Origin of the sequence: Aeromicrobium sp. MLTX1, assembly GCF_046452335.1 — a bacterium.
Lineage (GTDB): Bacteria > Actinomycetota > Actinomycetes > Propionibacteriales > Nocardioidaceae > Aeromicrobium.
Genome location: NZ_JBKFDN010000001.1, coordinates 1,406,274 through 1,426,411, shown reverse-complemented (window position 1 = coordinate 1,426,411; position 20,138 = coordinate 1,406,274). Strand labels below are relative to the sequence as shown.

Sequence of the window (20,138 nt, the reverse complement as noted above, 5' to 3'; positions counted from 1 at the left end):
GACTTTAACAGTGAGCGAAACGGGCGGGTCCTCCCGATGGGGAGAACCCGCCCGATGTTCGCTGAACGACTCCGAACGACCGCGTCAGGACGCGGAGACGGACCCGCCGGCGGCCTCGATCTTGGCCTGGGCCGAGGCGGACACCTTGTCGACGGTCACCTGGACCGCCACGTCGATGTCGCCGCCGCCGAGCACCTTGACGGGCTGGCCCTTGCGGACCGCGCCCTTCTCGACGAGCGAGGGCACGTCGACCGTGCCGCCCTCGGCGAAGAGCTCGGCGATCCGGCCCACGTTGACGACCTGGTACTCGACCCGGAACGGGTTCGTGAAGCCCTTGAGCTTCGGCAGGCGCATGTGGAGCGGGATCTGGCCGCCCTCGAAGCCGGCCGACACCTGGTAGCGGGCCTTGGTGCCCTTGGTGCCGCGACCGGCGGTCTTGCCCTTGGAGCCCTCACCGCGACCCACGCGGGTCTTGGCGGTCTTGGCGCCCGGGGCGGGACGCAGGTGGTGCAACTTGATCGCCATGATCAGTCGACCTCCTTCACGGTGACGAGGTGCGGGATGGTGTTGACCATGCCGCGGATTTCGGGACGATCCTCGACGACCTTGACGTCGCCGATGCGCTTGAGCCCGAGCGAACGCAGCGTGTTGCGCTGGTTCTGCTCACGACCGATGCCCGAACGGACCTGGGTGACTTCGAGCTTCGCCATCAGACGGTCACCTCCGCGGCGCTGGGCGCCTTCTCCTTGCCGGCCTTCAGCAGGGCGGCGGGGGCGACGTCCTCGACGGCCAGGCCACGACGGCCGGCCACGTCCTCGGGGGACTCGAGCGAACGCAGGGCCTCGACCGTCGCGTGGACGATGTTGATCGCGTTCGAGGAGCCGAGGGACTTGCTCAGGACGTCGTGGATGCCGGCAGCCTCCAGCACGGCGCGGACCGGGCCACCGGCGATGACGCCGGTACCGGGGGACGCGGGGCGCAGGAAGACGACACCGGCCGCCTTCTCACCCTGCACCGGGTGCGGGATGGTGCCCTGGATGCGGGGGACGCGGAAGAAGCTCTTCTTCGCCTCCTCGACACCCTTGGCGATGGCCGTGGGAACTTCCTTGGCCTTGCCGTAGCCGACACCGACCTGGCCGTCGCCGTCACCGACGATCACCAGCGCGGTGAAGGAGAAGCGGCGGCCGCCCTTGACGACCTTGGCCACACGGTTGATCGTGACGACCTTCTCGATGTAGTTGGACTTGTCGGCGTTGCGGTCGCCGCGGCCTCCGCGACGCTCGCCACCCTGTCGGCGCGTGCTCATGCGGCACTCCCCTTGTTCGTCGTGATGGTCATCAGAACTCCAGTCCGCCCTCGCGGGCGCCGTCGGCCAGAGCCGCGACGCGACCGGCGTACTTGTTGCCGGCGCGGTCGAAGACCACGGCGCCGATGCCGGCCGCCTTGGCGCGATCGGCGAGCAGCTCGCCGACCTTCTTCGCCTTGGCCGTCTTGTCGCCGTCGAACGAGCGCAGGTCCGCCTCCATGGTGGAGGCCGACGCCAGCGTGTGGCCGTCGAGGTCGTTGACGACCTGGGCGACGATGTGCTTGCTCGAACGGGTGACGACGAGGCGAGGACGCTCGGCCGAACCCTGGATCTTCTTGCGGCCACGGATCTGGCGGCGCTGACGCGACGCGACCCGGCCCGCGGTGTGCTTGGCGTGCTTGATCGAGATTGCCATGGCTTACTTACCAGCCTTTCCGGCCTTGCGCAGGATGCGCTCGCCCGCGTAACGCACGCCCTTGCCCTTGTAGGGCTCCGGCTTGCGGATCTTGCGGATGTTGGCGGCGACCTCGCCCACGACCTGCTTGTCGATGCCCGAGACGGTCAGCTTGGTCGGACCCTCGACGGTGAACGTGATGCCCTCGGGCGCCAGGAACGGCACCGGGTGGCTGAAGCCGAGGTTCAGCTCGATCTCCGACGGGCCCTTGGAGAGCACGCGGTAGCCGACGCCGACGATCTCGAGCTTCTTCTCGTAGCCGTCGGTGACACCGATGACCATGTTGTTGACCAGCGTGCGCGAGAGGCCGTGGAGGGCCTTGCTGCGACGCTCGTCGTTGGGGCGCTCGACCGCCAGCGCGCCGTCATCGTCCTTGCGGACGGTGATGGGCTCGGCAACGGTGTGCGAGAGCTGGCCCTTGGGGCCCTTGACGGTGACGGTCTGGCCGTCGATGTTGACCTCGACGCCGGAGGGGACGGCGACGGGGAGCTTGCCGATGCGCGACATGTTCAGTCTCCTCTCGTCACCAGACGTAGGCGAGGACTTCCCCACCCACTCCGTTGTTGTTGGCCTGACGGTCGGTCTGCAGACCCTGGCTCGTGGAGATGATCGCCACGCCCAGGCCGCCGAGGACCTTCGGAAGGTTGTTGGACTTGGCGTACACGCGCAGGCCCGGCTTGCTGATGCGGCGGATGCCGGCGATCGAGCGCTCACGGTGCGGTCCGTACTTGAGCGTGATCGTCAGCGACTTGCCGACCTCACCCTCGGACGGCTCGGCCACGGAGTAGTCGGTGATGTAGCCCTCCTGCTTCAGGATGGCGGCGACGCCCTCCTTCAGCTTGGAGTGCGGCATCGTGACGGCGTCGTGGTACGCCTGGTTGCCGTTGCGGACACGCGTGAGCATGTCCGCGATCGGATCGGTCATCGTCATTTCAGTGTGTTCCGTTTCTCGCCGCGGTTTCCGTCTCGTCCGGCGTGACGCCGTGGGAGGGGACCTGCTGCGGGTTGGTGGTGGTGATTACCAGGAGCTCTTGGTCACGCCGGGCAGCTCGCCGCGGTGCGCCATCTCCCGCAGGCAGATGCGGCACAGGCCGAACTTGCGGTAGACGGAGCGGGGACGGCCGCAGCGCTGGCAGCGCGTGTAGCCACGGACGCCGAACTTCGGCGTGCGGGACTGCTTGACCTTCAGACCGGTCTTCGCCATGTCAGTTCTCCTTGTACGGGAAGCCGAGCAGCTTGAGCAGAGCGCGGCCCTCATCGTCGTTGGTGGCCGTGGTGACGACCGTGATGTCCATGCCCCGGCTGCGATCGATCTTGTCCTGGTCGATCTCGTGGAACATGACCTGCTCGGTCAGGCCGAACGTGTAGTTGCCCCGGCCGTCGAACTGCTTGGCCGACAGTCCGCGGAAGTCGCGGATGCGCGGCAGCGCGAGCGTCAGCAGACGATCGAGGAACTCCCACATGCGGTCGCCGCGCAGCGTGACGTGCGCGCCGATCGGCATGCCCTCACGCAGCTTGAACTGCGCGATGGACTTGCGGGCCTTGGTGACCTGCGGCTTCTGGCCGGTGATGGCCGTGAGGTCCGCGATGGCACCCTCGATGAGCTTGCCGTCGCGGGCAGCCTCGCCGACGCCCATGTTGACGACGATCTTGGTGAGGCCGGGGACCTGCATGACGTTGTCGTACTCGAACTGCTCGCGCAGCGCGGTCACGATCTCCTCGCGGTACTTCGCCTTGAGGCGGGGCGCGGTGGTGGTGGCCATCTCAGATCTCCTTTCCGGTCTTGCGGCTGATACGGGTCTTCTTGCCGTCGACGACGCCCGAGCCGACCTTGGTCGTGGTCTTGCCGCCATCGGCGTCGACCACGAGCATGACGTTCGAGACGTGGATCGGGGCCTCGGCGGTGATGATGCCGCCCTCGGTCCCGGTCTGTCCGGCGCGGGTGTGCTTCTGGACGCGGTTCACGCCCTCGACGAGGACGCGGTCGTTCTCGAGGACACCGATGATCTTGCCCTCGACGCCCTTGTCCTTGCCGGCGATGACCTTGACCTGGTCACCCTTGCGAATTCGAGCCATCTCAGAGCACCTCCGGAGCGAGCGAGATGATGCGCATGAACTTCTTGTCGCGCAGCTCGCGGCCCACGGGGCCGAAGATGCGGGTTCCGCGCGGATCGCCGTCGGTCTTGAGGATGACGGCGGCGTTCTCGTCGAACTTGATGTACGAGCCGTCCGGACGACGGCGCTCCTTGGTGGTGCGCACGACGACCGCCTTGACGACATCGCCCTTCTTGACGTTGCCTCCGGGGATCGCGTCCTTGACGGTGGCGACGATCGTGTCGCCGATACCGGCGTAGCGACGACCGGAGCCACCGAGCACGCGGATGCAGAGGATCTCCTTGGCACCCGTGTTGTCGGCGACCTTGAGTCGCGACTCCTGCTGAATCATCTGTCTCTCACTTCGCCTTCTCGAGGACCTCGACGACGCGCCAGCGCTTGGTGGCGGACAGCGGACGCGTCTCCGACAGGAGAACGCGGTCGCCGATGCCAGCCTCGTTGGCCTCGTCGTGAGCCTTCAGCTTGATGTTGCGGCGGAGCACCTTGCCGTACAGCGGGTGCTTGAAGCGCTCCTCGATGCTGACGACGACGGTCTTGTCCATCTTGTCGCTGACGACCAGACCCTCACGGGTCTTGCGCGACGAGCGGGAGTTGCTCCCACCTTCATTCGGCACAGTGGTGTCCTTCGTGCTCATGCCTGAACCTCCTCGATGATGCCGAGCTCGCGCTCACGGATGACCGTGTAGATGCGCGCGATGTCCTTGCGGACCGTGCGCAGACGCGCGGTGTTGTCGAGCTGACCGGTGGCGTTCTGGAAGCGCAGGTTGAACAGCTCCTCCTTGGCCTCCTTCAGCTTCGCGGCCAGGTCATCGGCGTTGAGGTCGCGGAGCTCTGCGGTGTTGCTTGCCATCACAGGTCTCCTGTCTCACGGGTGATGAAGCGTGCCTTCATCGGCAGCTTGTGGATCGCACGGCGCATCGCCTCACGGGCGACCTCTTCGGACACACCGGAGAGCTCGAACATGACGCGGCCGGGCTTGACGTTCGCCACCCACCACTCGGGCGAGCCCTTGCCGGAGCCCATGCGGGTCTCGGCGGGCTTCTTGGTCAGCGGGCGGTCCGGGTAGATGTTGATCCAGACCTTGCCGCCACGCTTGATGTGACGGGTCATGGCGATACGGGCGGACTCGATCTGACGGTTGGTCACGTAGTGACCCTCGACCGCCTGGATGCCGAACTCGCCGAAGGCCAGCTCGGTGCCACCCTTGGCAACGCCACGCCGCTTGGGGTGGTGCTGCTTGCGGTACTTGACGCGACGAGGCATCAACATCAGGACTCAACTCCTTCGGTGGCCGCGGGAGCGGCTGCGGGAGCCGCCTCGGCGGCAGCCGGCGCAGCGGCGGGAGCGGCGTCACGAGCGGGGCGGCGACCGCCACGCTCACCACGGCCGGGACGACGGCTGCCCGGAGCGGCCGCGCGACGGGCCTGCTCGGCCTCGCGCTCGGCCCGGGTGCCGGCGACCTCGCCCTTGTAGATCCAGACCTTCACGCCGATGCGGCCGAAGGTCGTCTTGGCCTCGTAGAAGCCGTAGTCGACGTCGGCGCGCAGCGTGTGCAGCGGGACGCGACCCTCGCGGTAGAACTCCGAGCGGCTCATCTCCGCGCCGCCGAGACGGCCCGAGCACTGGATCCGGATGCCCTTGGCACCGGAGCGCATCGTGCTCTGCATCGCCTTGCGCATGGCGCGTCGGAACTGGACACGGCCGGACAGCTGCTCGGCCACGCCCTGCGCGACGAGCTGCGCGTCCATCTCGGGCTGCTTGACCTCGAGGATGTTCAGCTGGACCTGCTTGCCGGTCAGCTTCTCCAGGTCGCCGCGGATGCGGTCGGCCTCGGCGCCACGGCGACCGATGACGATGCCCGGACGCGCCGTGTGGATGTCCACGCGGACACGGTCGCGGGTGCGCTCGATCTCGACGCGGCTGATGCCGGCGCGGTCCATGCCCTTGGTGAGCAGGCGGCGGATCTTGACGTCCTCACCGACGTAGCTGGAGTACAGCTTGTCGGCGTACCAACGGCTCTTGTGATCCGTGGAGATGCCCAGGCGGAAACCGTGCGGGTTGATCTTCTGACCCATGTCAGTTGCCACCCTTCTTCTGGTCGGTTGCGGGTTCGACGACCACCGTCAGGTGGCTGGTGCGCTTGAGGATGCGGTTGGCCGCACCCTTGGCGCGCGGGCGCCAGCGCTTCATCGTCGGGCCCTCGTCGACCATGACGGTCGTGATGACCAGGGTCGAGCGGTCGAGGCCCTCGGTGGTCTCGGCGTTCGCGGCGGCGGAGTCGACCAGCTTGTAGAAGTTCTCGGCCACGGCCTGCGGCTGGAACTTCAGCATGGTCAGCGCGTCCTCGACGCGCGCGCCGCGGATCAGGTCGGCGACACGGCGCGACTTCTGCGCGGTGACGCGGACGTAGCGGGCGACGGCGAAGGCACCGGGGCGATCGCCCAGGAGCCGCTCGCGGCGCTCGCTCGTGTTGTCACGGGTGGTGGCACTCATCGGCGCTTCGCCTTCCGGTCGTCCTTCTCGTGGCCCTTGAACGTGCGGGTGGGAGCGAACTCACCCAGCTTGTGGCCGACCATCGAGTCGGTGATGAACACGGGAACGTGCTTGCGGCCGTCGTGCACGGCGATCGTGTGTCCGATGAAGGACGGCAGGATCATCGAGCGACGCGACCACGTCTTGATCACGTTGTGGGTCTCGGCTGCGTTCTGGGCGTCCACCTTCTTCTCGAGGTGGCCGTCGACGAAGGGACCCTTCTTCAAACTACGAGGCATCTTTTTCTCCAGGTCCTCTCTCAGCGGCCGCTCTTGCGACGGCGGACGATCATCTGGTCGCTGGCCTTGCGCTTGCGCGTACGGCCCTCGGGCTTGCCCCACGGGCTGACCGGGTGACGGCCACCGGAGGTCTTGCCCTCACCGCCACCGTGCGGGTGGTCGATCGGGTTCATGGCAACACCGCGGACGGTCGGGCGCTTGCCCTTCCAGCGGTTGCGGCCGGCCTTGCCCCAGTTGATGTTCGACTGCTCGGCGTTGCCGACCTCGCCGATCGTGGCGCGGCAGCGGACGTCGACGTAGCGCATCTCGCCGGAGGGCAGACGCAGCTGCGCCTTCGAGCCCTCCTTGGCGACGAGCTGCACCTTGGCGCCGGCCGAGCGGCCCATCTTCGCGCCGCCACCGGGACGGAGCTCGATCGCGTGGATCGTGGTGCCGACCGGGATGTTGCGCAGCGGCAGGTTGTTGCCGGGCTTGATGTCGGCGCCGGTTCCGGCCTCGACCGCCATGCCCTGCTTCAGGCCCTCGGGCGCGATGATGTAGCGCTTCTCGCCGTCGGCGTAGTGCAGCAGCGCGATGCGGGCGGTGCGGTTGGGGTCGTACTCGATGTGAGCGACCTTGGCCGGCACGCCGTCCTTGTCGTAGCGCTTGAAGTCGATCACGCGGTAGGCGCGCTTGTGGCCGCCACCCTGGTGACGGGTGGTGATCCGGCCCTGGTTGTTGCGGCCGCCCTTCTTGGGCAGCGGCTCGACCAGCGACTTCTCGGGCGTCGTACGCGTGATCTCGGCGAAGTCCGCCACGCTCGAGCCGCGACGGCCCGGCGTGGTGGGCTTGTACTTGCGAATAGCCATGTCTCAGTCAGTCCTTCAGCTCGGGCTCGAGAAGATGTCGATGCTCTGACCCGCGGCCACACTGACGACGGCGCGCTTGGTGTCCTTGCGCTTGCCGGTGCCGGTGCGGGTGCGACGGGCCTTGCCCTTGCGGTTGATCGTGTTCACGCCGGTGACCTTGACCCCGAAGATCTCCTCGACGGCGATCTTGATCTGGGTCTTGTTGGCGTCCGGGTGGACCAGGAACGTGTACTTGTTGTCGTCGAGCAGGCCGTAGCTCTTCTCGCTGACCACGGGGGCGATCAGGACGTCCCGTGCGAAGGTTCCGTGGTTGGACATCAGTTCTCCTCCTGGGCGGTGAACCCGGCGGCCTCGGCGCTCTCGGCGCTGTCGAACCAGACCGTGGCCTCCGTGTCGTCGTACGCGGCGGCACCGGGAGCGACGAAGGTCTTGTCGGCCTCGACGGCCTTGACCTCGTGGCCCTTGGGCGCGTTGCCGCTGGCGAGCGGAGCCTTCGAGCCCGGGCCGTACGGCTGGGTCTTCGTGGCGTTCGCCTTGACGTCCTCGTCGGCAGCCTCGGCCTTGGCCTCGGTCTTCGGCGCGGCCTTCTTGGCCGGCTTCGCGGCGGGGGCGTCGGCCTCGACGACCGCCTGGCTCAGCTTGACCGTGTCGGTGCCCTCGGCCGAGCGCGCCGCCACGAAGGCGTCGAACGCGGCCTTCGTGAAGATCACGTCGTCGGCCAGCAGCACGTCGTACGTGTTGAGCTGGTCGAAGGACAGCGTCGCGATGAACGCGGCGTTGCGCAGGCTCTTGACCGTCAGCGCGTCGTCGCGATCGACGACCACGAGGACGCGGGCGCGGCCCGTGAGCTCGCGGACGGCGGCCAACGCGACCTTGGTGGACGGCGCGTCACCGGAGACGAACGACTCGATGACGTGCAGGCGACCGCTGCGGGCCCGGTCGGTGAGGGCACCGCGCAGGGCGGCGGCCTTCATCTTCTTGGGCGTGCGCTGGTCGTACGAGCGCGGCGTGGGGCCGTGCACGATGCCACCACCGGCGTACTGGGGGGCGCGGATCGAGCCCTGACGGGCGCGGCCGGTGCCCTTCTGGCGGTACGGCTTCTTGCCGCCGCCGCGGACCTCGCCGCGCGACTTGACGTCGTGCGTGCCCTGGCGGGCGGCGGCGAGCTGTGCGGTGACGACCTGGTGCATCAGCGGAATGCTGACGCGGGCGTCGAAGATGTCGACGGGCAGGTCGACGTCGATGGTCTGTGCCATGTCGGTCAGGCTCCCTTCGCGGCGGAGCGGATGACGACGAGGGCGCCCTTGGCCCCGGGCACGGCGCCCTTGACCAGGATCAGGCCGCGCTCGGTGTCGATCGCGTGGACGGTGAGGTTCTGGGTGGTGACGGTGTCGGTACCCATGTGGCCGGCCATGCGCAGGCCCTTGAACACGCGACCGGGGGTGGCGCAGCCGCCGATGGACCCGGGCTTGCGGTGGTTGCGGTGCGCGCCGTGCGAGGCGGAGACGCCGGCGAAGCCGTGACGCTTCATGACGCCGGCGAAGCCCTTGCCCTTGCTGGTGGCTGTCACGTCGACCTTGTCACCGGCGGCGAAGATCTCGGGCGAGATCTCCTGGCCGAGGGTGTAGTCGGCGACGGCCTCGGTGCGGATCTCCACGACGTGGCGGCGCGGCGTGACGCCGGCCTTCGCGAAGTGACCGGCCTGCGGCTTGTTCAGCTTGCGGCCGTCGGTCTCGCCGAAGCCGAGCTGGACGGCGCTGTAGCCGTCGTTCTCGCGGGTGCGGATCTGGGTGACGATGTTGGTGGAGGCCTCGAGGACGGTCACCGGGATGACCCGGTTGTTCTCGTCCCAGACCTGCGTCATCCCGAGCTTGCGACCGAGGAGGCCGCGCGCGGTGAGTGTGCTGCTCATGGTGTGCGTCCCTCCCTTAGAGCTTGATCTCGATGTCGACGCCGGCCGGCAGGTCGAGTCGCATGAGCGAGTCGACGGTCTTGGGCGTCGGGTCGATGATGTCGATGAGCCGCTTGTGGGTGCGCATCTCGAAGTGCTCGCGGCTGTCCTTGTACTTGTGCGGCGAACGGATGACGCAGTACACGTTCTTCTCCGTCGGCAGCGGCACGGGGCCGGCAACCTTGGCGCCGGTGCGGGTCACGGTGTCGACGATCTTCTTCGCCGAGGAGTCAATGACCTCGTGGTCGTAGGCCTTGAGCCGGATACGGATCTTCTGTCCCGCCATGCTCTCGCTCGTCCTTTACGTTCGTCTTCGCCAGCCCCCGGGTTCGGGGTAGGCATGCCCCCCGTCTCCGTACCCCGAGGTCGGGCGTGTCGCGGGCGCTGACGCGCACAAGGAAACGCACACTTCTCGAGTTAGGTGGTTGGACCGGCTCCGCCCCGCTGCTGCGGTGCGACTGGCCGGACAACATGGTCTCGGGATCGGCGCGAGCGTTGAGCTGGGCGTGAGTTCCCAACCGCTGGCGCCACCGCGAACATGCCGGGGCAACCTGACCATTCTGACAGACTCCGCCCGACGAACACAAATCGGGTCCTCGCGACGTTCGTGTGGGCTCGGACACGGCCGCTAGTGGTGGCCGTGACGCTCCGACTGCAGGTGTCCCGCGGGCTCCAGCTGGAAGGTGGAGTGGGCCACGTCGAAGTGGTGGCTCAGGCACGTGCACAAATGGTCCAGCACGTGGTGCGCGTCGTCCATGTCGACGATCGACTCGTCGACCACGACGTGGGCGCTCATCACGGGCATGCCGCTGGTGATCGTCCAGACGTGCAGGTCGTGCACGTCGACGACGCCCTGGACTCCGAGGATGTGGTCGCGGACCTGGTCCAGGTCGACGTCGCGGGGGCTGTTCTCCAGCAGCACCTCCCCCACGTCGCGCAGCAGGGAGATCGCGCGGGGGACGACGAGTGCCGCGATCACGAGGGAGGCGACGGGGTCCGCCTGAGCCCAGCCGGTCGCCAGGATGACGACCGCGGAGGCGATGACGGCGACCGAGCCCAGGGCATCGCCGAGCACCTCGAGGTAGGCACCGCGGACGTTGAGGCTCTCCTCGGCCCCGCCCCGCAGCACCAGCAGGCCGACCACGTTCACGGCCAGTCCGATCGCGCCGGCGACGAGCACGGGCAGCCCGGCGATCTCGGGCGGCTCGGACAGCCGTCCCACGGCGCTGACCACGATGATCCCGCAGATCACCAGCAGGATGAGCCCGTTGGCTCCCGCCGCGAGCACCTCGGTGCGGTGCCAGCCGTAGGTGCTGCGCGCTCCCCCGGGTCGCTGCGCGACGGCGATCGCGGCCAGCGCGAGCACGAGGCCGAACGAGTCGCTGAGCATGTGGCCGGCGTCGGCCAGCAGCGCCAGCGAGCCGGTCAGCCAGCCGACCACGACCTGGACCACGAGCACCGACAGGGTCAGTACGAGCACGAGGACGAGCCGTCCCCGGTGCCTCACCCCGGCGCCGTGCGCATGATCGTGTCCCACACCGCGAGGCTACCCGTCACGACTCCGAGGGCGGTGAGCTGTCAACCTCTTCCCCAGGCTGGCGGTGGATGGTCAACCGAAACGGGGGTCGATTCGGTTGGTGAGCCACCGCGACCCGCGAGGTGAGGTTGAGGACTCACCGCCCACCCGGCCGTCACGCCCTCGGACATGACAGAACCCCCGGGGCCGAAGCCCCGGGGGTTCCTCACGCAGTGCGTGTCAGCAGATCAGCTCACTTGTTGATCTTGGTGACACGGCCGGCGCCGACGGTGCGGCCGCCCTCGCGGATGGCGAAGCGCAGGCCCTCCTCCATGGCGATCGGCTGGATCAGCACGACCGACATCTCGGTGTTGTCGCCGGGCATGACCATCTCGGTGCCCTCGGGCAGCGTGACGACGCCGGTGACGTCCGTGGTGCGGAAGTAGAACTGCGGGCGGTAGTTGTTGAAGAACGGCGTGTGACGGCCACCCTCCTCCTTGGACAGGATGTAGACCTGGCCCTCGAACTCCGTGTGGGGAGTCGTGGAACCGGGCGCGATCACGACCATGCCGCGCTCGACGTCCTCGCGCTTCGTGCCACGGAGCAGGAGGCCGACGTTCTCGCCAGCCTGGCCCTCGTCGAGCAGCTTGCGGAACATCTCGATGCCGGTGACGGTCGTGGTCTGCTTGTCGTCACGGATGCCGACGATGTCGACCGTGTCGTTGACCTTCACGATGCCGCGCTCGATACGACCGGTGATGACGGTGCCACGACCGGTGATCGTGAAGACGTCCTCGACCGGCATGAGGAACGGCTTGTCCGTCTCACGCGGGGGCAGCGGGATGTACTCGTCGACCGCGGCCATGAGCTCGAGGATCGACTCGCCCCACTTGGCGTCGCCGGTCAGGGCCGGGTGGGCCGCAACCTTGACGACGGGGACGTTGTCGCCGTCGAAGTCCTGCTCGTTGAGCAGCTCGCGAACCTCGAGCTCGACGAGCTCCAGGATCTCCTCGTCGTCGACCATGTCGCACTTGTTGAGCGCCACGACCATGGCCGGCACGCCGACCTGGCGGGCGAGCAGCACGTGCTCACGCGTCTGCGGCATCGGGCCGTCGGTGGCGGCGACCACGAGGATCGCGCCGTCCATCTGAGCCGCGCCGGTGATCATGTTCTTGACGTAGTCGGCGTGGCCGGGGCAGTCGACGTGCGCGTAGTGACGGTTCTCGGTCTGGTACTCGACGTGCGAGATCGAGATCGTGATACCGCGCTGGCGCTCCTCGGGAGCCTTGTCGATCATGTCGAAGGCCGAGGCCTCGTTCAGATCGGGGTACTTGTCGTGCAGCACCTTGGTGATCGCCGCGGTCAGCGTCGTCTTACCGTGGTCGATGTGACCGATGGTGCCGATGTTCATGTGCGGCTTGGTCCGCTCGAACTTCGCCTTAGCCACTGGGGCCCTCCTGGTTTGGTTTCTCTAGCTTGTGTTGACTGAAACGCCGTGTGGAACGCGGTGGAGCGAACCTCAGGCCACCCTATGCGATGGGGCCGAAGCTCACTCGCCCCGGGCCTTCTTGATGATCTCTTCGGCCACGGCCTTGGGGACCTCGGCGTAGGAGTCGAACTGCATCGAGTACGACGCGCGTCCCGAGGTCTTCGACCGCAGGTCGCCCACGTACCCGAACATCTCGGACAACGGCACGAGCGCCTTGATCATCTTGGCGCCGCCGTAGCCCTCCTCCATGGACTGAACCTGTCCACGGCGGGAGTTGAGGTCGCCGATCACGTCGCCCATGTAGTCCTCGGGCGTCGTGACCTCGACGGCGAACATCGGCTCGAGGAGGACCGGGTTGGCCTTGCGAGCGGCCTCCTTGAAGGCCTGGTTGCCGGCCAGCTTGAAGGCGAGCTCGCTGGAGTCGACGTCGTGGTAGGCGCCGTCCTCGAGGGTGAACTTGACATCGACCATGGGGTAGCCGGCGAGGACGCCGAACTCCATGGCGCTCTGGGCGCCCGCGTCGACCGAGGGGATGTACTCGCGCGGGACGCGACCACCCGTGACCTCGTTGACGAACTCGTAGCCACCCTCGCCACCGGCCTCGGGGCTGTTGGGAGCCAGGCCGATGACGACCTTGGCGAACTGACCCGAGCCACCGGTCTGCTTCTTGTGCGTGTAGCTGTGACCGGTGATGGTGCCGCGGATGGTTTCGCGGTACGCGACCTGGGGCTTGCCCACGTTGGCCTCGACCTTGAACTCGCGCTTCATGCGGTCGACGAGGATGTCGAGGTGGAGCTCGCCCATGCCGGCGATGATCGTCTGACCCGTCTCCTCGTCCGTGTGGACCTGGAACGTCGGGTCCTCCTCGGCGAGCTTCTGGATCGCGACGCCCAGCTTCTCCTGGTCGCTCTTCGTCTTGGGCTCGATGGCGACCTGGATCACCGGATCCGGGAAGGTCATCGACTCCAGGACGATCGGGTTGGCCGCATCGGCCAGCGTCTCGCCCGTGGTGGTGTCCTTCAGGCCCATGACCGCCACGATCTGGCCGGCGCCGACCGACGCGATCTCCTCACGCTTGTTGGCGTGCATCTGGTAGACCTTGCCGATCCGCTCCTTGCGGCCCTTCGTGACGTTGAGCACCTGGGTGCCCGCCTCGAGACGACCGGAGTAGACGCGCACGAAGGTCAGCTTGCCCAGGTGCGGGTCCGTGGCGATCTTGAACGCCAGGCCGGCGAACGGCGCGTCGTCCGACGGGGGACGCGTGTCGTTCTTGGACTCGTCCTTCGGGTCCAGGCCGACGATGTCACCGACGTCGATCGGGCTGGGGAGGAAGTCGACGACCGCGTCGAGCAGGGGCTGGACGCCCTTGTTCTTGAACGCCGTGCCGCACAGGACCGGGTTGAGCTTCGCGGCCAGGGTGGCGCGACGGATCGCGGCCTTGAGGTCCTCGACCGAGATCTCCTCGCCCTCGAGGTACGCCATGGCGATCTCGTCGTCGACGTCGGCCAGGGTCTCGAGCAGGTTCTCGCGACCCTCGGCGGCGGCGTCGGCCAGGTCGGCCGGGATCTCCTCGACCGTGTAGTCCTCGCCGATCGTGGTCTCACCGCGCCACGTCAGGGCACGCATGCCGATGAGGTCGACGACGCCCAGGAAGTCGGACTCGGCGCCGATCGGCAGCTGCAGGACGAGCGCGGTCGCGCCGAGGCGCTCGCGGATCGTCTTGACGCAGAAGTCGAACGACGCGCCCGTGCGGTCGAGCTTGTTGACGAAGCACATGCGCGGCACGCCGTACTTGTCGGCCTGACGCCACACCGTCTCGGACTGGGGCTCGACACCGGCGACGCCGTCGAACACCGCGACCGCGCCGTCGAGGACGCGCAGCGAGCGCTCGACCTCGACGGTGAAGTCGACGTGACCGGGGGTGTCGATGATGTTGATCTGGTGGTTCTTCCACCAGCAGGTCGTCGCGGCCGACGTGATCGTGATGCCGCGCTCCTGCTCCTGCTCCATCCAGTCCATCGTGGCGCCGCCCTCGTGGACTTCACCGATCTTGTAGGTGATGCCCGTGTAGAAGAGGATGCGCTCGGTGGTGGTGGTCTTGCCGGCATCGATGTGCGCCATGATGCCGATGTTGCGGACCTTGGTCAGGTCGGTGGTGATGTCGGTTGCCACGTGAGGATCAGCCTTTACGGAGGTGTGGGTCGGTGTGGGAGCGCGAGGTCGTCGCGCTCACGATCACCAGCGGTAGTGGGCGAACGCCTTGTTGGCTTCGGCCATCTTGTGGGTGTCCTCGCGCTTCTTCACGCTGGCACCGAGGCCGTTGCTGGCGTCGAGCAGCTCGTTCATGAGGCGCTCGGCCATGGTCTTCTCGCGACGCTCGGAGCTGTACTTGACGAGCCAGCGGAGCGCGAGGGTGGTCTGGCGGCCGGGACGGACGTCGACCGGGACCTGGTAGGTCGCACCGCCGACGCGGCGGCTCTTGACCTCGAGGGCGGGCTTGACGTTGTCGAGCGCGCGCTTGAGGGTGATGACCGGATCGGTGCCGGACTTCTCACGCGTGCCCTCGAGGGCCGTGTAGACGATGCGCTGTGCGACCTGCTTCTTGCCGTCGAACAGCACCTTGTTGATCAGCTGGGTGACCAGCTGGCTGCCGTAGACCGGATCGGTCTCGATGGCACGCTTCGGAGCGGGACCCTTGCGAGGCATCAGCTCTTCTCCTTCTTCGCGCCGTAACGGCTGCGAGCCTGCTTGCGGCCCTTGACACCCTGGGTGTCGAGCGAGCCACGGATGATCTTGTAACGAACGCCGGGGAGGTCCTTCACACGACCACCACGGACGAGCACGATCGAGTGCTCCTGGAGGTTGTGGCCCTCGCCGGGGATGTAGGCGGTCACCTCGGTGCCGCTGGACAGACGCACACGAGCGACCTTCCGCAGCGCGGAGTTCGGCTTCTTGGGGGTCGTGGTGTACACGCGGGTGCACACGCCACGCCGCTGGGGCGAACCCTTGAGGGCCGGGGTGTTGGTCTTGACGACCTTGCTCTGGCGGCCCTTGCGGACAAGCTGGTTGATGGTGGGCACTATGCCTCTTCCTGGGAATTCTCCCGTTCGATCGCGGGCGCGCATGCGGCCTCGCGGGTCTTCCTCGATCTCCACCACGACGGCATCCGGCCACCGTGATCACGGATCATCGGGCCAGGGGCCCTTGTCCGTTCGAACGTCGCGCCGACTCACGTCGGGCACGGCTCCCCATCTTACCCGAGCCCGCCACGTCGAAACAAATCGCCTCGGGCCGCCGGCACCGGCCGGGAGTCAGGGGACGCGAGGACCGTCGAGCCACGCCACCGCGGCACCCGTCGGAGCGACCGCGGCGGCCGGGATCCGGCCCCACAGCGCGAGGTACAGCTCCGTCGCCGTGCCCACGGCCTCGCCCTCCACGTCGATCTCGCGCTGGACCAGTCGCGGGGGTCCGTCGGGGTCGTCCTCGTCGGGGGCGACGATCCAGCTGCGGTCGAGATCGGTGGCGACGAGGCGGACGGGCGCGTCGACGCGCGGCCGCCTCCCCCGCTCGGTCATCCGGCGGCCGAAGACGCGCACGACCTCGGAGATCCCGTCGCCCGCGACCTGCGGATCGACGTCCCACGCGACGTCGGGGAGGCCGAGGGCCTGCGCGAGGTCGACGCGGTGCACGCAGGTCTCGTGCAGCTGGCGGCGCGGCCAGAAGCCGGCGACCTCGTCGATGCGCGCGAAGTTGGGGACGGGCTCGTCGGGGTCGACCGCCTGGAGCGCGGCGATCAGCGCCGTGGCCGTCCCGGCATACCACTCGTCGAGCGGCTCGGTGGCGCGCGCGTCGGGCTCGTCGACGATCCGCTGGCCCGAGAGCACGATGGCCGCGGCCCAGCGGTGGATCGACCCGAGGTGCCGCACGAGGTCGGCCGTGGTCCAGCCCGGGCAGGCGGGCACGGGCTCGTCGCCCTCGATGCGCCCGACGAGCGAGGCGACGCCGGCCATCTCGCGGCCGAGCAGGATCAGCGGATCGTCCATGGTGCCCTTCCTACCGGTCGCCGAGGAGCAGCTGGGCGAGATGGACTGCCTGCACGTCGGCGAGGTCGTCGAGCTGGGTGCGGCAGCTGAAGCCGTCCGCGACCACGATCGCGTCGGGTCCGGCCTCGCGGACGGCCGGCATGAGCTGCTGCTCCGCGACCGCCACCGAGACCTCGTAGTGACCCTTCTCGACACCGAAGTTGCCGGCGAGGCCGCAGCAGCCACCGACGCGCACCACGTGGGCACCCGTGCGGGACAGCAGGCGCAGGTCGGCGTCGAACCCGATCACCGAGGCCTGGTGGCAGTGCGGCTGGACGACGAGGGTGCGGCCCGACAGGTCGGGCACCTCGAGCTCCTCGCGGTCGGCCAGCAGCTCGGCCAGGGTGAACACGCCCTTCGCGACCTCGGCCGCCCGAGGATCGTCCACGAGCTCGGGGGCGTCGGTGCGCAGCGCGGCCAGGCACGAGGGCTCGAGGCCCACGACCGGGATGCCGGCCTCGACGTAGGGGTGCAGCTGCTCGACGGCGGCCGCCGCCAGCTCGGCCGCCTTGTCCAGCTGGCCGGTGGAGATCCACGTCAGGCCGCAGCACTGCTGGCGCTCGAGCAGGCGGATCTCGTAGCCCGCCGACTCCAGCAGCCGCACGGCGTCGCGGCCCGCGTCGGTGGAGAAGTACTCGGTGAAGGAGTCCGCCCACAGCAGCACGGGGTCGCCGCCGGTGGCCCGCTCCTGGCGGGACAGCACCTTCGAGAGCGTGCGGGTCGCGAACGTGGGGATGCTGCGGCGCTGGTCGATGCCCGCGACCCAGCGGGCGACGTGGGCCAGTCCCGGAACCCGCAGGGCGAGGTTGGCCAGTCGGGCGACGGGCGCGGTGAGCCGGGCCCACATCGGCAGGCGCCCGAGGACGTAGTGGCTCCGGGGCCGGATCCTGCCCTTGTACGTCTGGTGCAGGACCTCGGCCTTGTAGGTCGCCATGTCGACGCCCGTGGGGCAGTCGCCGGCGCAGCCCTTGCACGACAGGCACAGGTCGAGAGCCTCGTGGACCTCGGGGCTGCTCCAGCCGCCGTCGACGAGCCGGCCGTCCACCATCTCCTGCAGCACCCGCGCGCGCCCACGCGTGGAGTCCTTCTCCTGGCGGGTGGCCTGGAAGGAGGGGCACATGACGCCGGCGCCGGGCGCGGCGAGGCACTTGCCGACACCGGTGCAGCGGTGGACCGCGGCGCCGAAGTCGCCGTCGTCGTGCAGCAGGCGCAGGCTGCGGCGGCGACCGGGCAGGCCCGCCGGCCAGCCGGCGCCCATCCCCCGCAGGTCCTCGTCCAGGGGACGCGGGCGCACGAGGACGCCGGGGTTCATGAGGTCGTCGGGGTCGAAGACCTGCTTGACCTGCTCGAACAGGCCGACCGCCTCGGGCGAGTACATGAGCGGCAGCAGCTCGGACCGCGCCCGGCCGTCGCCGTGCTCGCCGGAGAACGAGCCGCCGTGCGATGCCGCCAGGGTGGCGGCGTCGGTGAGGAACGAGCGGAATCCGCGCCGGCCGTCGGGCGCGTCCAGCGGGAAGTCGATGCGGACGTGGACGCAGCCGTCGCCGAAGTGTCCGAACAGCGTGCCGTGCAGCCCGTGCTGGTCGAGCAGCGCCTCGAAGCCGCGGAGGTACTCCCCCAGCCGATCGGGCGGGACGGCCGCGTCCTCCCAGCCGGCGAGGGCGGGTCGGTCCCAGGCGCGGGACGCCAGGCCGGCGCCCTCCTCGCGGATCCGCCACAGCACCGACTGCTCGATCGGCGAGGTGACGTGGCGGTGACCGATCGCGCCGGACTCGCGGACCACGCGATCGGCGCGCGCCCGCAGCTCGGCCGCGTCGTCGCCGGCCAGCTCGACGTAGAGGTAGCCGTCGCCCGGCGGCAGGTCCGGGACGGCGGAGGCGCCGTGGGCGGCGCGGTAGACCTCGACGATGCGCCCGCCGAGTCCCTCGCACGCGATCGGCTCGAACGGCAGGATCGCCGGCACGTGGTCGGCGGCCTCGGCCATCGAGGGGAAGGACAGGACGACGAGGTGACGCACCGGCGCGTCGGCGACGAGGTCGACGGTGGCGCCCAGCATCACCGCGAGCGTGCCCTCGGTGCCGGCCATGAAGGAGGCGACGTCGAAGCCCTTCTCGGGCAGGAGGTGCTCGAGGCTGTAGCCCGAGACCTGGCGGCCGAAGCGCCCGAACTCGGTGCGGATGGTCGAGAGGTTCGCGCCGACGAGCGAGCGCAGGCCCTCGAGCCGCTCGGACGTGACGGCGACGTCGCGACCCACCTGGAACCGCTCCCCCGACATCGTCAGCAGGTCGAGCGCGGCGACGTTGTCGGCGCTGCGGCCGTAGCCGAGCGCGCGGTTGCCGCAGGCGTTGTTGCCGATCATGCCGCCGACGGTGCAGCGCGTGTGGGTGGACGGGTCGGGGCCGTAGCGCAGTCCCGCGGGGGCCGCCGCCCGCTGGAGCGTCGCGTGGACGACGCCCGGCTCGACCTCGGCGGTGCGGGTGGCCTCGTCGATCGCGAGGATCCGGTTCATGTGGCGCGAGAAGTCGAGCACGACGCCGGTGCCGATGGCGTTGCCCGCGATCGAGGTGCCCGCGCCGCGTGAGGTCAGCGGCGTGCCCGACGTGCGGCAGGCCTCGACGACCGCGTGGACCTCGTCGAGGTCGTGCGGCCGGACGACCACCTGGGGCTCGACGCGGTAGAGCGAGGCGTCGGAGCTGTAGAGCGCGCGGGCCAGCGACGAGGCGTCGACGTCGCGCACGCCGGACCGCTCGAGCCGGGCCAGCACGTCTCGACCGGTCTCGAGCCGCTCGAGGGGAGGCGTGGTCATGACTGTCCTTCGTCCGCGGGTTCCGTCAGTAGCATGCTACTGCCCGCCGCCCCGACGGCGGCGCGGACGTCCCCGGCCCAGCCGTCGTCGACCTCGTCCCCCACCCGCGCCACCTGGTGCATGAGCAGGGTGCCGGTGTGCTCGAGGTGCGCGGCCATGGCGCGTCCGGCCGCCTCCGCATCGCCGTCGCCGATCGCGAGCGCGACGGGCGCGTGCTCGGCCGCCACCTCGGCGAGCGGGCGCGAGCGGCCGAACGTGGAGACGCCCCGCGCCTGGATCGAGTCGCGCAGGCGGGTGACCTCGGCCTCGAGACGCGGGTTGCGTGCCGCGGAGGCGACGAGCGCGTGGAAGTCGCGGTCGACGCGGCTGAAGTCCGACTCGCGCCCCGCAACGGCGTGGTCGCGGGTGGCGGCCACGTTGGCGGCGAGCCGGTCACGCAGGTCGCGGTCGGCCAGCCGCGCGGCGGCCGCCGCGGCCGGGACCTCCAGCAGCAGGCGCAGCTCGAAGACCTCGCGCACGTCGGCGACGGTGACGCCCCGGATGCGGACCCCGCGGTTGCGCTCGATCTCGACGAGGCCGAGGTCGGCCAGCCGCAGCACCGCCTCGCGGACCGGGGTGCGCGAGACGTCGAGCTGCTCGGACAGCCGGTAGATCGAGTGCTGCGAGCCCGCCGCCAGCTCGCCCCCGACGATCCGCTCGCGCAGCAGGGCGAACACGCGGTCGGTGGCGGTGGTGCGGGTGTCCACGGTCACACCCGGGCCCGCTGCGCCGGGGTGGGGTCGAGCATGGACAGAACCATA

General features: G+C 69.2%; 29 protein-coding genes. All 29 read right to left on the bottom strand.

Annotated features, from left to right (window positions below):
* Window positions 1–84 precede the first annotated feature (84 nt).
* On the bottom strand, window positions 85–525 hold the full coding sequence (gene rplO / locus ACK99Q_RS06805) for a 50S ribosomal protein L15 (protein ID WP_179422761.1): 441 nt from the start codon (window positions 523–525) through the stop codon (window positions 85–87).
* Between the two features lie 2 nt (window positions 526–527).
* Window positions 528–710: a 50S ribosomal protein L30 gene (gene rpmD / locus ACK99Q_RS06800; protein ID WP_179422759.1), complete on the bottom strand. Its 183-nt coding sequence runs from the start codon at window positions 708–710 to the stop codon at window positions 528–530.
* The gene (gene rpsE / locus ACK99Q_RS06795) at window positions 710–1,306 is read right to left on the bottom strand and encodes a 30S ribosomal protein S5 (RefSeq protein ID WP_179422757.1); all 597 of its coding nucleotides are present in this window, start codon (window positions 1,304–1,306) and stop codon (window positions 710–712) included. The genes rpmD and rpsE overlap by 1 nt, the downstream gene beginning before the upstream one ends.
* 31 nt (window positions 1,307–1,337) lie before the next feature.
* Window positions 1,338–1,721 (bottom strand): 50S ribosomal protein L18, encoded by a 384-nt coding sequence (gene rplR / locus ACK99Q_RS06790; RefSeq protein ID WP_410185400.1) that lies wholly within the window; start codon window positions 1,719–1,721, stop codon window positions 1,338–1,340.
* A 3-nt stretch (window positions 1,722–1,724) separates the two neighbouring features.
* On the bottom strand, window positions 1,725–2,267 hold the full coding sequence (rplF, locus tag ACK99Q_RS06785; RefSeq protein ID WP_179422753.1) for a 50S ribosomal protein L6: 543 nt from the start codon (window positions 2,265–2,267) through the stop codon (window positions 1,725–1,727).
* A 16-nt stretch (window positions 2,268–2,283) separates the two neighbouring features.
* Window positions 2,284–2,691, bottom strand: a complete 408-nt coding sequence (rpsH, locus tag ACK99Q_RS06780; RefSeq protein WP_179422751.1) for a 30S ribosomal protein S8 — start codon at window positions 2,689–2,691, stop codon at window positions 2,284–2,286.
* Window positions 2,692–2,778: 87 nt separating this feature from the next.
* The gene (locus ACK99Q_RS06775; protein WP_078699117.1) at window positions 2,779–2,964 is read right to left on the bottom strand and encodes a type Z 30S ribosomal protein S14; all 186 of its coding nucleotides are present in this window, start codon (window positions 2,962–2,964) and stop codon (window positions 2,779–2,781) included.
* Between the two features lies 1 nt (window position 2,965).
* Entirely contained in the window at window positions 2,966–3,523 is a 558-nt protein-coding gene (gene rplE / locus ACK99Q_RS06770) for a 50S ribosomal protein L5 (protein ID WP_410185399.1), read from the bottom strand.
* Window position 3,524: 1 nt separating this feature from the next.
* Window positions 3,525–3,836, bottom strand: coding sequence for a 50S ribosomal protein L24 (gene rplX, locus ACK99Q_RS06765; protein WP_179422747.1), 312 nt, complete (start codon window positions 3,834–3,836; stop codon window positions 3,525–3,527).
* A gap of 1 nt (window position 3,837) precedes the next feature.
* The gene (rplN, locus tag ACK99Q_RS06760) at window positions 3,838–4,206 is read right to left on the bottom strand and encodes a 50S ribosomal protein L14 (protein ID WP_179422745.1); all 369 of its coding nucleotides are present in this window, start codon (window positions 4,204–4,206) and stop codon (window positions 3,838–3,840) included.
* A 7-nt stretch (window positions 4,207–4,213) separates the two neighbouring features.
* Window positions 4,214–4,510, bottom strand: coding sequence for a 30S ribosomal protein S17 (gene rpsQ / locus ACK99Q_RS06755; RefSeq protein WP_410185398.1), 297 nt, complete (start codon window positions 4,508–4,510; stop codon window positions 4,214–4,216).
* Window positions 4,507–4,725 carry a 50S ribosomal protein L29 gene (gene rpmC, locus ACK99Q_RS06750; RefSeq protein WP_179422741.1) on the bottom strand — a complete coding sequence of 73 codons (219 nt, stop codon included), beginning with the start codon at window positions 4,723–4,725 and terminating at the stop codon, window positions 4,507–4,509. The genes rpsQ and rpmC overlap by 4 nt, the downstream gene beginning before the upstream one ends.
* Complete coding sequence (gene rplP / locus ACK99Q_RS06745; protein WP_179422739.1) at window positions 4,725–5,144, bottom strand: 50S ribosomal protein L16; 420 nt, start codon at window positions 5,142–5,144, stop codon at window positions 4,725–4,727. Before rplP ends, rpmC begins: the two co-directional genes overlap by 1 nt.
* Entirely contained in the window at window positions 5,144–5,950 is an 807-nt protein-coding gene (rpsC, locus tag ACK99Q_RS06740; protein WP_179422737.1) for a 30S ribosomal protein S3, read from the bottom strand. Before rpsC ends, rplP begins: the two co-directional genes overlap by 1 nt.
* Window position 5,951: 1 nt before the next feature.
* A complete protein-coding gene (rplV, locus tag ACK99Q_RS06735; RefSeq protein WP_179422735.1) occupies window positions 5,952–6,368 on the bottom strand; it encodes a 50S ribosomal protein L22 in 417 nt (138 codons plus the stop codon).
* Entirely contained in the window at window positions 6,365–6,646 is a 282-nt protein-coding gene (gene rpsS, locus ACK99Q_RS06730) for a 30S ribosomal protein S19 (RefSeq protein WP_078699126.1), read from the bottom strand. Before rpsS ends, rplV begins: the two co-directional genes overlap by 4 nt.
* Window positions 6,647–6,666: 20 nt before the next feature.
* The gene (gene rplB / locus ACK99Q_RS06725; protein WP_179422733.1) at window positions 6,667–7,494 is read right to left on the bottom strand and encodes a 50S ribosomal protein L2; all 828 of its coding nucleotides are present in this window, start codon (window positions 7,492–7,494) and stop codon (window positions 6,667–6,669) included.
* A 15-nt stretch (window positions 7,495–7,509) separates the two neighbouring features.
* Window positions 7,510–7,812 carry a 50S ribosomal protein L23 gene (gene rplW / locus ACK99Q_RS06720; protein ID WP_179422731.1) on the bottom strand — a complete coding sequence of 101 codons (303 nt, stop codon included), beginning with the start codon at window positions 7,810–7,812 and terminating at the stop codon, window positions 7,510–7,512.
* Complete coding sequence (gene rplD, locus ACK99Q_RS06715; RefSeq protein ID WP_410185397.1) at window positions 7,812–8,750, bottom strand: 50S ribosomal protein L4; 939 nt, start codon at window positions 8,748–8,750, stop codon at window positions 7,812–7,814. Before rplD ends, rplW begins: the two co-directional genes overlap by 1 nt.
* A gap of 5 nt (window positions 8,751–8,755) precedes the next feature.
* Window positions 8,756–9,406, bottom strand: coding sequence for a 50S ribosomal protein L3 (gene rplC, locus ACK99Q_RS06710; RefSeq protein WP_179422727.1), 651 nt, complete (start codon window positions 9,404–9,406; stop codon window positions 8,756–8,758).
* A 16-nt stretch (window positions 9,407–9,422) separates the two neighbouring features.
* A complete protein-coding gene (gene rpsJ / locus ACK99Q_RS06705) occupies window positions 9,423–9,731 on the bottom strand; it encodes a 30S ribosomal protein S10 (protein ID WP_078699131.1) in 309 nt (102 codons plus the stop codon).
* Window positions 9,732–10,073: 342 nt separating this feature from the next.
* A complete protein-coding gene (locus ACK99Q_RS06700) occupies window positions 10,074–10,982 on the bottom strand; it encodes a cation diffusion facilitator family transporter (protein ID WP_410185396.1) in 909 nt (302 codons plus the stop codon).
* Window positions 10,983–11,214: 232 nt separating this feature from the next.
* Window positions 11,215–12,408, bottom strand: coding sequence for an elongation factor Tu (gene tuf, locus ACK99Q_RS06695; RefSeq protein ID WP_179422723.1), 1,194 nt, complete (start codon window positions 12,406–12,408; stop codon window positions 11,215–11,217).
* A gap of 102 nt (window positions 12,409–12,510) precedes the next feature.
* Window positions 12,511–14,622, bottom strand: a complete 2,112-nt coding sequence (fusA, locus tag ACK99Q_RS06690; protein WP_410185395.1) for an elongation factor G — start codon at window positions 14,620–14,622, stop codon at window positions 12,511–12,513.
* Between the two features lie 63 nt (window positions 14,623–14,685).
* Window positions 14,686–15,156, bottom strand: a complete 471-nt coding sequence (gene rpsG / locus ACK99Q_RS06685) for a 30S ribosomal protein S7 (RefSeq protein WP_179422719.1) — start codon at window positions 15,154–15,156, stop codon at window positions 14,686–14,688.
* Complete coding sequence (gene rpsL, locus ACK99Q_RS06680) at window positions 15,156–15,530, bottom strand: 30S ribosomal protein S12 (protein ID WP_019143662.1); 375 nt, start codon at window positions 15,528–15,530, stop codon at window positions 15,156–15,158. Before rpsL ends, rpsG begins: the two co-directional genes overlap by 1 nt.
* Window positions 15,531–15,761: 231 nt before the next feature.
* Entirely contained in the window at window positions 15,762–16,493 is a 732-nt protein-coding gene (locus tag ACK99Q_RS06675) for a maleylpyruvate isomerase family mycothiol-dependent enzyme (RefSeq protein WP_410185394.1), read from the bottom strand.
* A 10-nt stretch (window positions 16,494–16,503) separates the two neighbouring features.
* Entirely contained in the window at window positions 16,504–19,338 is a 2,835-nt protein-coding gene (locus tag ACK99Q_RS06670) for an FAD-binding and (Fe-S)-binding domain-containing protein (protein WP_410185393.1), read from the bottom strand.
* The gene (locus tag ACK99Q_RS06665; RefSeq protein WP_410185392.1) at window positions 19,335–20,084 is read right to left on the bottom strand and encodes a GntR family transcriptional regulator; all 750 of its coding nucleotides are present in this window, start codon (window positions 20,082–20,084) and stop codon (window positions 19,335–19,337) included. Before ACK99Q_RS06665 ends, ACK99Q_RS06670 begins: the two co-directional genes overlap by 4 nt.
* Window positions 20,085–20,138 lie beyond the last annotated feature (54 nt).